This is a genomic window from Streptomyces acidicola (assembly GCF_009377235.1).
Classification (GTDB): domain Bacteria; phylum Actinomycetota; class Actinomycetes; order Streptomycetales; family Streptomycetaceae; genus Streptomyces; species Streptomyces acidicola.
On the sequence record NZ_VMNX01000033.1, the window covers coordinates 25,916 to 39,074 of the forward strand.

A 13,159-nucleotide genomic window follows, 5' to 3' on the forward strand; every position below is an offset into this window, starting at 1 on the left:
ATGACGGTGGGGTCGGTGGGGGTTTCGGGGTCTCGGAATACGGGCGGCCGACGCCTGCCGACCGCCCGTTTCCGGCCGTGAACGGCTCTTCTTCGAGTGTTACGCGGACCGGTCCAGCGCACGCAGCGACCGGTCCGTGATCGAACGGGCGCCACGGCCGATCGCGATCGTTCCGGACTGGACGAGCTCCTTGATGCCGTACGGCTCCAGCATCTTGAGCATGGCCGACAGCTTGTCGCTGCTGCCGGTGGCCTCGATGGTGACGGCCTCCGGGGAGACGTCGACGGTCTTGGCGCGGAACAGCTGGACGATCTCGACGATCTGGGAGCGCGTCTCGTTGTCGGCGCGCACCTTCACCAGAACGAGTTCACGCTGAACGGCCTGCCCAGGCTCCAGCTCGACGATCTTCAGCACGTTGACGAGCTTGTTGAGCTGCTTGGTGACCTGTTCGAGGGGCAGTTCCTCGATCACGTTCACCACGATGGTGATGCGGGAGATCTCCGGGTGCTCGGTGACCCCGACCGCGAGGGAGTCGATGTTGAAGCCGCGGCGGGAGAACAGGGCGGCGATCCGGGCGAGGATGCCCGGGGTGTTCTCCACCAGGACGGAGAGCGTGTGCTTGGACATGTCTGAAGGGTCTCTCTCGCTCAGTCGTCTTCGTTGTCGCCGAAGTCGGGGCGGACGTCCCGGGCGGCCATGATCTCGTCGTTGGAGGTGCCGGCGGCGACCATCGGCCACACCATCGCGTCCTCGTGGACGATGAAGTCGATGACGACCGGGCGGTCGTTGATCGAGTTCGCCTCCTCGATCACCTTGTCCAGCTCGTCCGGGGACTCGCAGCGGATCGCATGGCAGCCCATGGCCTCCGACAGCTTCACGAAGTCGGGGACGCGGGTGCCGGCGCTCGGCTGCTTGCCGTCGGCCTCGGGGCCGCTGTGCAGGACGGTGTTGGAGTAGCGCTGGTTGTAGAACAGGGTCTGCCACTGGCGGACCATCCCGAGGGCGCCGTTGTTGATGATGGCGACCTTGATCGGGATGTTGTTCAGGGCGCAGGTGGTGAGCTCCTGGTTGGTCATCTGGAAGCAGCCGTCGCCGTCGATCGCCCAGACGGCCCGGTCCGGCGTCCCGGCCTTGGCGCCCATCGCGGCGGGCACCGCGTACCCCATTGTCCCGGCGCCGCCGGAGTTCAGCCAGGTCGCGGGCTTGTCGTACTGGATGAAGTGGGCGGCCCACATCTGGTGCTGGCCGACGCCCGCCGCGAAGATCGTGCCCTCCGGGGCGAGTTGGCCGATGCGCTCGATGACCTGCTGCGGGGAGAGCGAGCCGTTGCCCGGCTGGTCGTAGCCGAGCGGGTAGGTCTCGCGCCAGCGGTTCAGGTCGGTCCACCAGGCTGCGTACCTTGGCCCGGCGGCCTCACCCTGCTGGCCCTCGCTGTGCTCCTTCTGAACGGCCTGAATCAGGTCGGCGATGACCTCGCGGGCGTCACCGACGATCGGCACGTCGGCGGCGCGGTTCTTGCCGATCTCGGCCGGGTCGATGTCGGCGTGGACGATCTTGGCGTACGGGGCGAAGCTGTCCAGCTTGCCGGTGACGCGGTCGTCGAAGCGGGCGCCGAGGGCGACGATCAGGTCGGCCTTCTGCAGCGCGGTGACGGCGGTGACCGAACCGTGCATGCCCGGCATTCCCACGTGCAGCGGGTGGCTGTCGGGGAACGCGCCAAGCGCCATCAGGGTGGTGGTGACGGGCGCTCCGGTGAGTTCCGCGAGGACCTTCAACTCGGCGGTGGCGCGGGACTTGAGGACACCGCCGCCGACGTACAGGACCGGCCGCTTGGCGGCGGTGATCAGCTTGGCGGCCTCGCGGATCTGCTTGGCGTGCGGCTTGGTGACGGGCCGGTAGCCGGGCAGGTCCATGACGGGCGGCCAGGAGAAGGTGGTCTGCGCCTGGAGGGCGTCCTTGGCGATGTCGACCAGGACCGGGCCCGGGCGGCCGGTGGAGGCGATGTGGAACGCCTGCGCGATCACCCGCGGAATGTCCTCGGCCTTGGTGACCAGGAAGTTGTGCTTGGTGACCGGCATCGTGATGCCGACGATGTCCGCCTCCTGGAAGGCGTCCGTGCCGATCGCCTTGGAGGCGACCTGCCCGGTGATCGCGACCAGCGGCACGGAGTCCATGTGCGCGTCCGCGATCGGGGTCACCAGGTTGGTGGCGCCCGGGCCGGACGTCGCCATGCACACCCCGACCTTGCCGGTGGCCTGCGCGTAACCGGTGGCCGCGTGGCCTGCGCCCTGCTCGTGACGGACCAGCACATGGCGCACCCGAGTGGAGTCCATCAGCGGGTCGTAGGCCGGAAGGATGGCGCCCCCGGGAATGCCGAATACCGTCTCGGCCCCGACCTCCTCGAGCGAGCGGATGAGGGACTGCGCGCCCGTCACGTGCTCGACGGTGGTGGACTGCTGTCCTCCGGATCGGGGCCGCGGCTGCGGATGGTGGGCCCCGGTGGCCTGCTCGGTCATCGGCTTCTCTTCTCGATGCTGAGGGTTTTTGCGAGGTTTGTTCGGTGTGCGACAGGTGCCTGTGCAACAAAAAACCCCTCGTGCCGTGAGGCAAGCGAGGGGAGCGCGCCGGATACGGTCGCTGGGGGTTCCGGTTGATCCTCCGGTGGGCCCCAGCTTCAGCCGACGCGCTTTCCAAGTACGAGAATTCGGGTGCGCATGGCACAGACCCTCTACCCGCCACGCACCACGTGTCAAGTGGGTGGGACGGGAGTCTCATTATGTGAGCTGAAGGGCGTACGGCCTCCGTGAACTGCGGGCACTCCACTGGTGTACACCCCTCGCTCCCCCTCTCTCCGGCTCGTTCATCTCCGGGGCGCCACCGTCGGTGTCGAGGCCACGACCGTGCTCGGCTCTTCGGGCCGCTAGGCGGTCGCGCCCTCGACTCCGACGCGCCCCGTCGACTCTCGGACGCTGCCCGCGAACACGGGCTCCGCCGGTCCGTGGGGAACCGGACAGTGCCCCGTGGCCAGCGCCCGGCGCAGCCGGTACTCGTCCAGCGGCGCGGAGAAGGCCGCCCCCTGTCCGTGGGTGCAGCCCATCGCGCGCAGGGCGATCACCTGCTCGGGGAGGTCCACCCCGTCCGCGAGCGACTGCACGCCCAGGTCGCCCGCGATCCGCAGCAGCCCACTGGTGATCGTGTGCAGCCGCGGTGACTCGACGATCCCCTCGACCAGACCGCGGTCGAGTTTGAGGATGTCCACGGGGAGGCGCTGCAGCGCCGTCATCGCCTCGTGGCCACTGCCGAACCCGTCCAGGGCGATCCGGACACCGAGCCGCCGGAGGGTGCTCAGCCGGCGCTCCAGATCGTCCAGACAGAGGCGAGCGTCGAGGTCCGCCAGCTCGATCACCAGGGCGCCGGAGGGGAGTCCGTGGCGGGTCAGGAGCGCCTCGATGGAACCGGCGGGCAGAGAGCGGTCCAGCAGACGCCGGGCGCGCATCCGGACGGTCACCGGCACGCCGACTCCGGCCGCGGTGCGCTCGGCGGCCTGCTCGATGGCCTCCTCCAGCAACCAGCGGTCCAGCTCGGCGGTCCTGTCGCTGTCCTCGGAGACCCGCAGGAACTCGGCGGGGGTGAACAGGACCCCCTGGGAGGAGCGCCAGCGGGCCTCGGCCGTCACCGATGTGATCCGGCCGCTCTGGAGCGCCACGACGGGCTGGTGCAGCAGCGTGAACTCGCCGTCGCGCAGGGCTGCGCGCAGCCGTGTGGCCAGCTCGGCCTTCCGTACGACGTCCTGCTGCATCTGTGGGGCGTACAGCTCGACGCGGCCCTTGCCGGAGGCCTTGGCGCGGTACATGGCGAGGTCGGCGTTGCGCAGCAGCTCGCCCGCGCCGAGGCCCGGCTCGGCGAAGGCGACACCGATGGAGGCGGCCACCCGCACGTCGTTGCCGTCGATGATGTACGGCTGGGAGAGGGTGACCCGGAGCCGGTCGGCGAGCTCGAAGATGTGCCGCTCGCGTGCGGCGCGGTCGCGGGTGTTGTCGCCCACGATGAGGGCCGCGAACTCGTCGCCGCCCAGGCGGGAGGCTGTGTCCCCCTGCCGGACCGCGTCATGGAGTCTGCGGGCGGCCTGGATCAGCAGCTCGTCGCCGGCCTGGTGGCCGATCGTGTCGTTGACGGCCTTGAAGCCGTCGAGGTCGATGAAGAGGACCGCCGTGTTGCGCAGGGCGACGCCCCGGTCGGTGGCGCGGCGGCCGGACAGTGCCTGCTGCACGCGCTTGGTGAACAGTGCGCGGTTGGGCAGGTCGGTGAGGGGGTCGTGCTCGGCGTTGTGCTGGAGTTGCGCCTGGAGGCGCACCCTTTCGGTCACGTCCCGGCTGTTGAAGATGAGGCCGCCGTGGTGGCGGTTGACCGTCGATTCCACGTTCAGCCAGGCGCCGTAGCCGGACTTGAAGCGGCACTCGATGCGGGTGGTGGCCTCTTCGAGGGGGCTGGCGGCGAGGAAGCGGCGTACTTCGTGCACCACGCAGCCCAGGTCCTCCGGGTGGATGAGCGAGGCGAGTTCGGTCCCGACGAGGTCCTCGGCGGGGCGACCGTACACACCGGCGGCGGCCGGGCTGACGTACCTCAGGATGCCGCTGGGGGCGGCGATCATGATGACGTCGCTGGAGCCCTGCACCAGGGAGCGGAAGTGGTTCTCCTTCTGGGCCAGCTCCTGGGTGAGGGTGATGTTGTCGAGGAGCATGATGCCCTGGCGTACGACGAGGGCGAGCACGACGGTGCAGGCGGTGATGAGCACCACGCGGTCGACGCTGCGGCCGTTGAGCACGTTGTAGAGGATGCCCAGGGTGCAGACGGCGGCGGCCAGGTAGGGAGTCAGCGCGGACAGTGATCCGGCGATCGGACGGGGGGCCGGGCAGCGACTGAGCCCTACTCCCTGGAGGAGCATGTGCACATGTCCTCCCTGGTGTCCGTCGTGCCGGTCTGCTTCGGGTCGTTGCGCTTCGTGCCGTGGGGTTTCGTGCCGTACGGTTTCCTGCCGTTTGGTCTCGTGTCGCTGCCCTGGGATGTGCTCGTGCACCACGCGCGTGTGCCCGTCCGTGGTGTGCGGGGCCGCGGTGCCCCTGGCGGTGTGGTGGCTGTCGGCGGCCGGCCGGCCGCGTCGGTGGCTGACCCAGGGGGCGTACGCGAGGAGCAGCGAGCCCGCGAACCAGCCCGCGTCGAGGAGCTGGCCGGAGCGGTAGCTGTTGTGCAGCAGGGGTGAGGTGAACAGGGCGTCGCACATCACGGTGAGCGCAAGGGCGCCGATCGCGGTGTTCACCGCGGAGCGGTTGACCGCCGAGCGCCGGAAGTGCAGTGCGAGCACCATGCTGACGAGGGCGATGTCGAGGAGCGGGTAGGCGAGCGAGAGCGCCGTGTGCGCGACGTCGCCGTCGTCCTTCGCGGCCTGCGCGAGTGCCAGGCTCCAGGAGAGCGTGACCAGTGAGCCACCGATCAGCCAGGCGTCCAGCGCCAGGCAGACCCAGCCGGCCTTGGTCACGGGCCTCTTGGCCAGGACGAGCAGGCCGACGATGGCGGGCGGCGCGAAGCACAGGAAGAACAGGTCGGCATAGCTCGGGTCGGGCATGGGCCGGCGCAGCACGACCTCGTACCAGCCCCAGACCAGGTTGCCGAGCGCCGCCATCATGGAGGACAGCGCGAACAGCAGCCATGCGGGTCGAAAGCGGCTGCGGCGGCTGCGCGCGTAGCGGAAGCAGGACACGGCCGCGGCGATCGCGGCGGCGCTCAGCCCGAAGTCGCCCATGATGAGCGCCATGTACGGCGAGCCCCAGCCGAAGGCGGCGCCGACGGCGTATCCCGCGCACACCAGGGCCAGCACGAGCTGCGAGCGCACGCTTGTCACGGAGCCGCCGCGCAGGGCCGGCTCGCCGGTCGGCTGGGGGCTCGTCAGCGACTGTGCCCGCAGCATCGGGTTGAGCGTGGTGACGGACGACGACCGGGCGCTCACCGGACCTCTCCCATCCGTGCCGCTCCTGCGTCCCGCTGGTACCGGGACGCCGGATGCGTGTGCCGCCTACGGCTGCTGTGCCTGCTGTGGTGATGGCCGTGACCGCGCTGACCCTGTCTGGCCGTCGCGCCCTGCAGGGGTCGCCGTCGACGGCCCCGCCGCGTCGGATCGTTCGTCCATAGGCCGTGCATCGCCCGTCGCCCCCCTCGCAGTCGCATTCCTTCCCCGGCGCCGAACGGTGCGCGGCGCAACCCCTGTCGGGACGATACACCAGTCTCGTCACTCAGGGACATAGTCGCTCTACGCTCCGTGACGAACAGCGGCGATACGGACACCATCCGCATCCGGGGGACTGCGGAGGGTGCCCGAAGTGGATTAGTCGTCGGCCGTATCGCCCGTCATAAGGACCACGTTTCGCAGCGGCTGCCGGTTCACGAATCGATTCAACTGGTCCGCCAGAAGCCTCGTCGCGCGGGGCAGGAAGGCGGACGTCGGGCCGCCGACATGAGGGCTGATGAGCACGCCGGGCGCGTGCCACAAGGGATGTCCCTTGGGCAGCGGCTCGGGATCGGTGACGTCAAGGGCCGCGGTGATGCGCCCGCTCTCCAGCTCGGCGAGGAGCGCCTCGGTGTCGACGACGGGTCCGCGCGCGACGTTCACGAGCAGCGCTCCGTCCTTCATGCGGGCCAGGAATTCGGCGTTCACCAGGCCGCGTGTGCTCTCCGTGAGGGGCGTCGACAGGACGACGACGTCCGCTTCGGGCAGCAGGGAGGGCAGTTCGGTGAGCGGGTGCACCGGTCCGCGTGCCGTGGTGCGTTCTGAGCGCGCGACGCGCGCCACCCGCGCGAGTTCAAAAGGTGCGAGCCGGTCCTCGATGGCGGCACCGATCGAGCCGTACCCCACGATGAGTACGGTCTTGTCGGCCAGCGCCGGGCGGAACCCGCTCCGCCACTCCTGACGCTCCTGCCCGCGTACGAAGTCGGGGACGCCCCGCAGCGAGGCGAGTATCAGCGTGAGGGTGAGCTCGGCCGTGCTCGTCTCGTGCACCCCGCGCGCGTTGCACAGCCGCACGCCGGGGCGCAGGTGCTTCAGGCCCGGCTCGACGTGGTCGATGCCCGCGGAGAGCGTCTGCACGACCTGGACGGAGGTCATGTCGGGCAGCGGCCGCTGGGAGATCGCGGGTGCCTTCATATAGGGCACGACGTAAAAGACACACTCGCCCGGATCACCGGGAAACTCCTGGTCACCATCCCAATAGAGGTAGTTGGGCCCATCAGGGAGCCCTTCGATCTCGTCGGCGCCGAACGGAAGCCACACGTCACCAGTCATGCCAAGGAGGCTATGCGAAGCCTCCTGAGCCTCATTGGTTAGTTTGGGGTGCCAGGAGAGGGAGGATAAGGCCAGGTGGAGCGCAGGACGATCGGCGCGGCGGCGCTCGCGGTGGGGGCGGTGGGGCTCGGGTGCATGCCGATGAGCTGGGCGTACTGCGGGTCGCGGCAGCGGGGTGACGAGTCGCTCCGAGCGCTGCACCGTGCGCTCGACCTGGGCTCCACGCTCCTGGACACGGCCGACATGTACGGGCCGTTCACGAACGAGCTCCTGGTGGGCCGGGTTCTGAAGGAACGCCGCGCGGATGCCTTCGTGTCGACGAAGGTCGGCCTGCTGGTCGGCGAGCAGCACATCGTGGCGAACGGCCGCCCCGGTTATGTGAAGCGCGCCTGTGACGCCTCCCTCCGCCGCCTCCAGACGGACGTCATCGACCTCTACCAACTGCACCGCGCGGACCCGGAGGTGCCGGTCGAGGAGACCTGGGGCGCGATGGCGGAGCTCGTCCGGGCGGGGAAGGTGCGGGCGTTGGGCCTGAGCGCGGTGGGAGCGAGGGCCGCGCGCCGGGCCGGGGCGGGGCTGCACGACGGGACGATCCGCCAGCTGGAGCGTGTCCAGCAGGTCTTCCCGGTCAGCGCGGTCCAGGCGGAACTGTCGGTGTGGTCGCCCGACGCCCTCGACGCGCTCCTTCCCTGGTGCACGGCACACGGCGTGGGCTTCCTCGCTGCGATGCCCCTGGGCAACGGTTTCCTCACCGGCACGCTGACGCCGGGCGAGGGCTTCGAACCCGATGACATGCGCGCCCGGCACCCTCGTTTCACGGCCGAGATGATGGCGGCCAACCAGCCGATCGTGGCGGGGTTGCGCAGGGTGGCGGCACGTCATGGCGATCTGGTGACCCCGGCCCACGTGGCCATCGCCTGGGTGCTCGCCCAGGGGGCCCACGTCGTACCGGTCCCCGGCACCAAGCAGGAGCGCTGGGTGGCGGAGAACGCGTCCGCCGGCGATCTCCGCCTGTCCCCGGAGGACCTGGCAGAGCTCGCGGCGCTGCCGGCGGCGCAGGGTTCCTGGGACTGAGGGCACAGGTCCCGAAGAGGCTCTCGGTGGCCGTCCGGGACAGGGTTCCGGTTGAAAAGTTGTCTTGATCCGCCGGAGCTGGAACCTGTGGGGCGTTCGCGGTGTAAGAACAGTAGTGGCTCCGCGTCGAAGGGATCTTGATCGTGCAACGTCGAGCTGTGACGGCCGTATTGGCCGCGGCCGTGCTTCTGGTGACGTCCGGTTGTTCCTCCGGCGACGGGGAGGAGCCGGGCGCGGGCGGGACCTCGGCTGCGAACAGTAAGGGGCCGGGGGCGTCGTCGGACGAGTCGGCCCCGGAGGACGCCGCGCCCGCGAAGGGCTCGGTCAAGGTGGTGCGTACGGTCGCCGAGGGCCTGAAGAGCCCCTGGGGCCTGGCTCCGCTCCCCGAGGGCGGGCTGCTGGTGTCCTCGCGGGACGAGGGCACGATCACGCTCGTCGACGAGAAGACCGGCAAGAAGACGGAGCTCGGGGAGGTCCCCGGGGTCTCCCCCGGCGGCGAGGGCGGTCTCCTGGGCCTCGCGATCTCCCCGGACTACGCGTCGGACCACATGATCTACGCGTACTTCACCTCGGAGTCGGACAACCGCATCGTGCGCATGCTGTACGCCCCGGAGAAGCCGTCGGGTGAGCAGCTGGGTGCCCCCGACACGGTCGTGCGCGGCATCCCGAAGGGCATGAACCACAACGGCGGCCGTCTGGCCTTCGGCCCTGACCGGATGCTGTACGCCACGACGGGCGAGCGGTACGAGGGCCCGCTGGCGCAGGACAAGAAGTCCCTCGGCGGCAAGATCCTGCGCATGACCCCGGACGGCGAGCCCGCCCCGGGCAATCCCTTCGGCGACTCGCTCGTGTACTCGTACGGCCACCGCAATGTGCAAGGCGTGGCCTGGGACGACAAGCAGCGCCTGTGGGCGTCGGAGTTCGGCCAGAACACCTGGGACGAGCTGAACCAGATCAAGCCCGGCGGCAACTACGGCTGGCCGGACGTCGAGGGCAAGGAAGGCAAGTCCGGCTTCGTCGATCCGGTCGCCCAGTGGGGCGTGGCGGAGGCCTCGCCGAGCGGCATCGCATTGGCCGAGGGCTCGGTCTGGATGGCCGGTCTGCGCGGCCAGCGCCTGTGGCGCATCCCCCTGAAGGGCACCGAGCTCTCCGCGGACCCCCAGGCCTTCCTGACGGACGAGTACGGGCGCCTCCGCACGGTCGTTTCCGCGGGCGGCGACAGGCTGTGGCTGACGACGAGCGAAACGGACGGCCGAGGCTCACCTGGGAAGGGCGACGACAAGATCCTTGAGCTGGAGGTGCAGTAGCCGGGCGGGGTGGGCCGCCGGAGCGCCCTCACACAGCACCAGGGGGACTCAATCCTCGTCCGGTTCCCCCTCGTTGGGGTCCTTGGCGTCGTGGAGCCGGACGGATGATGGGCGTATCACCGCGGTGCCCGACTCCAGGTCTATCGGTCCTCGCGCGGGGTCGCTGTCGCCGACGTCCTCCCGGGTCATCTCCAGGCGATTGCGTTCATCGCTGGTGTGCTTGTGTCCGGGCGCGAACAGTTCCTCGAAGGCGTTGAACACGGGCACCTCCCCGGACCGGCCCCACCGGCCCTCGTCTCTGCAGATGTCCTCGCCGCTGACGGCCTGGGGTCATTATCCGCTGCCGTCTGCTCCTCTATCCCGCTGCCGTCTGCGCCTCCGCCCCCGGCGGAAACAACCGCAGTCGATGTGCCAGCGCCGCCGCCTCGCCCCGGCCCGAGACGCCCAGCTTGGCGAGGATGTTGGAGACGTGGACGCTGGCCGTCTTGGGGGAGATGAAGAGTTCCTCGGCGATCTGACGGTTGCTGCGTCCGACGGCGACCAGGCGCAGGACGTCGCGCTCGCGGCTGGTGAGGCCCAGGGCCTCGACGGGGTCGTCGGGAGCCGGGGCGGACCGCTCGGGGACGCGGGCCAGGGTGAGGCGTGCGCGCTGGGCGAGCAGGGCGACCGAGTCGGCGAGCGGGCGGGCTCCCAGATGGTCGGCGACGGCGGCGGCCAGCCGGAGGAGTTCCGTCGCGCGGTCCCGGCTCTCCTGGTCGGCGCCGCTCACCAGAAGCGCCTCGGCGAGCCGGTACCGGACGCGGGCGAGGTCGTACGGCCGCTCCAGCAGCTCGAAGGCGGCCACGACCTCGGACCATGTCCCGGGCTCCAGCACGCCCTCGGCACAGCGGAGTTCGGCCCGCACCCACCTCTCGTACGCGAGCCAGACCGGCGCGCCCGTGGTGAGCTTCCTGACGGCTTCGAAGATGTCCGACAGGACCTCGGTGCGCCCTTCTTCGGCGACGGGCAGACCGCGGGCGTCGGCCTCAGCCGTGACCGCGGCCAGCAACAGGGGCCAGGCATGGCGCTGCATGCCGGGTGGGAAGCCGGCGTCCAGGGCGCGGCGGAGTTCGGCGCGGGCGTCGAGGAGCCGGCCTTCGGCGGCGGCCACACCGATGGTCAGGGCGGCCAGCGGGATGTTGCTCTGGGGCTGCGGGTCGTGGGTGCCGTTGAAGGCGCGGGCGTCGGCCAGATGGCGGGCGGCACCGGCCACGTCCCCCCGGGCGAGCTCGACGTTCGTGAGATGCAGGGAGCCGCCGGCGCGTGGCTTCGCGCTCTGTCCTCCGCTGATCGCGTTCGCCGCGGCCTCGGCGGCCTCGTCCCAGCGGCCCAAGGGGAACAGCGACTCGGCGAGGTTGCCCCAGACCCAGGTCTCCGAGTCCGACAGGCCCATCCTGCGGGTGAGTTCGAGACCTGTCCGCAGCACCTCGATGGCTTCCCCGGAGCGGCCGACGCTCTCCAGGGCCGACGGCAGGTTCACATGGCTGCGGCCCACGACGGCGGTCAGGGAGCGCTTCTCCACCTGGTCCTTGACCGCGTACATCTCGGCGAGCCCGGCCTCGATGTCCCCCGCGTCGACCATCAGGGTGCCGAGTGTGAGGCGTGCGTTCAGCTCGATGTCCTCGGCGCCCACCATGCGCGCGTACTCGACGGCGCGCTGGGCGTCGGAGAGCGCCTCGGGTCCGGGTGCGTGGAGCATGGACCAGCCCGCGACCATGGCCAGTACCTCGGCGTGCACCTCGGACGGGGGCAGCCCGCGCACCAGCTCCTGTGCGGTGCCGAGCTCCTTCCACCCGTCACCCCGGGCCAGGCCTTGCACCAGCATGGAACGCTGCACCCAGAACCAGGCCTCGCGCAGGGGGTCGCTCTCGTCTTCCAAAAAGTGCAGCGCCCGCTTGGTGATCTTCAGGGCGCGCTCGCGCTCCCCGCACAGCCGTCCCGCGACGGCGGCCTCGGCCATGAGGTCGAGATAGCGCAGGGGCGTGGTGGCCGGATCACAGCCGCACGGAGGGTAGACCTCCGTGTAGTCGACGGGGCGCAGTCCGACCCGCACGGAGTCGGGGGCGTTCTCCCACAGCTCCATCGCCCGCTCCAGGAGCCGCAGTTGCTCGGAGTGGGCGTGGCGGCCGCGGGCCTCCACGGAGGCGTGGAGGACGGCGGGGAGGGCCTTCGCGGCGTCGTGGGCGTGGTACCAGTAGCTGGCCAGGCGGGTGGCGCGGCCGTCGGCCGGGACGAGCGTCGGGTCGTCCTCCAGCGCTTCGGCGTACCGGCGGTTGAGGCGGGAGCGCTCGCCGGGCAGCAGGTCGTCGCTGACCGCCTCGCGGACCAGGGAGTGCCGGAAGCGGTAGCCGTCGCCGTCGGGCACGGCGAGCAGGATGTTGGCGCCGACAGCGACGCGCAGTGCCTCGATGAGGTCGTCCTCGGAGAGCCGGGCCACGGCCGCCAGCAGGCCGTACTCGACGGTGGAGCCGCCCTCGGCGACGATCCGGGCCACACGCTGGGCGTCCTCGGGCAGCCCCTCGACGCGTACGAGGAGCAGGTCCCGCAGGGAGTCGGTGAGGCCGGTCCGGCAGCCCTCGTGGGCCGCGACGGCCAGTTCCTCGACGAAGAACGCGTTGCCGTCGGAGCGTTCGAAGATCTCGTCGACCTGGGCCGGGTCGGGTGCGGAAGCGAGAATCCCGGCGAGCTGGCGGGCGACCTCGGCGCGGTTGAAGCGGCGCAGTTCGACGCGGCGGACCGTGCGCAGGCGGTCGAGCTCGGCCAGCAGTGGGCGGAGCGGGTGACGGCGGTGGATGTCGTCGGCGCGGTAGGTGGCGACGACGACGAGGCGGCCGGTGCGGAGTGTGCGGAACAGGTAGGCCAGGAGGTGGCGGGTGGAGGCGTCGGCCCAGTGCAGGTCCTCCAGCGCGACGACGACCGTGCGGTCCGCGGCGATGCGCTCCAGGAGGCGGGCGGTGAGTTCGAAGAGGCGGGCCGTGCCCTCCTCGTCGTGCCGGCCGTCGAGTCGGCGGGGCGCCTCGCCCAGCTCGGGCAGGAGCCGGGCCAGCTCCGCCTCCTGCCCCTCGGCCGCGGCGGCCACCTCGTCGGGGAGCTGTCGGCGCAGGGAGCGCAGAGCGGTGGAGAACGGCGCGAAGGGCAGCCCGTCGGCGCCGATCTCGACGCAGCCGCCGAGCACGACGACCGCGCTCTCGCGGCAGGCCGTGGTGGCGAACTCCTCGACCAGGCGCGTCTTGCCGACCCCGGCCTCGCCCCCGAGCAGTAACGCCTGGGGCTCCCCCGCGGCGGCGCGGGAGAGCGCGTCGTGCAACACCTCCAGCTCGTCGGCACGACCGACGAACACCGGGCTGACCGATCTCATCTCCACGCTGCCGAGCATCGCATGCGGATCTGACAGCGCGGCACCGAA

The 13,159-nt window shown here is 70.8% G+C and carries 8 protein-coding genes; 2 read left to right on the plus strand and 6 right to left on the minus strand.

Annotation, left to right across the window (positions count from 1 at the left end; genetic code table 11):
• Positions 1–99: 99 nt before the first annotated feature.
• The 4 genes from ilvN to FPZ41_RS12220 form a co-directional block, all read right to left on the minus strand.
• A complete protein-coding gene (gene ilvN, locus FPZ41_RS12200) occupies positions 100–627 on the minus strand; it encodes an acetolactate synthase small subunit (protein ID WP_131558287.1) in 528 nt (175 codons plus the stop codon).
• Between the two features lie 20 nt (positions 628–647).
• A complete protein-coding gene (locus FPZ41_RS12205; RefSeq protein WP_152861946.1) occupies positions 648–2,516 on the minus strand; it encodes an acetolactate synthase large subunit in 1,869 nt (622 codons plus the stop codon).
• Between the two features lie 404 nt (positions 2,517–2,920).
• Positions 2,921–6,004, minus strand: a complete 3,084-nt coding sequence (locus tag FPZ41_RS12210) for a putative bifunctional diguanylate cyclase/phosphodiesterase (protein ID WP_322620135.1) — start codon at positions 6,002–6,004, stop codon at positions 2,921–2,923.
• A gap of 375 nt (positions 6,005–6,379) precedes the next feature.
• Entirely contained in the window at positions 6,380–7,333 is a 954-nt protein-coding gene (locus FPZ41_RS12220) for a 2-hydroxyacid dehydrogenase (RefSeq protein WP_152861948.1), read from the minus strand.
• Positions 7,334–7,408: 75 nt separating this feature from the next.
• Here FPZ41_RS12220 and FPZ41_RS12225 point away from each other — a divergent pair, with 75 nt between their 5' ends.
• Complete coding sequence (locus FPZ41_RS12225) at positions 7,409–8,407, plus strand: aldo/keto reductase (protein ID WP_322620136.1); 999 nt, start codon at positions 7,409–7,411, stop codon at positions 8,405–8,407.
• A gap of 158 nt (positions 8,408–8,565) precedes the next feature.
• Positions 8,566–9,714, plus strand: coding sequence for a PQQ-dependent sugar dehydrogenase (locus FPZ41_RS12230; RefSeq protein ID WP_322620137.1), 1,149 nt, complete (start codon positions 8,566–8,568; stop codon positions 9,712–9,714).
• Positions 9,715–9,762: 48 nt separating this feature from the next.
• Here the strand turns inward: FPZ41_RS12230 and FPZ41_RS12235 are convergent, their stop codons facing one another.
• Complete coding sequence (locus FPZ41_RS12235; RefSeq protein WP_322620138.1) at positions 9,763–9,975, minus strand: DUF6191 domain-containing protein; 213 nt, start codon at positions 9,973–9,975, stop codon at positions 9,763–9,765.
• A 94-nt stretch (positions 9,976–10,069) separates the two neighbouring features.
• Positions 10,070–13,129 (minus strand): helix-turn-helix transcriptional regulator, encoded by a 3,060-nt coding sequence (locus tag FPZ41_RS12240; RefSeq protein WP_152861984.1) that lies wholly within the window; start codon positions 13,127–13,129, stop codon positions 10,070–10,072.
• Positions 13,130–13,159 lie beyond the last annotated feature (30 nt).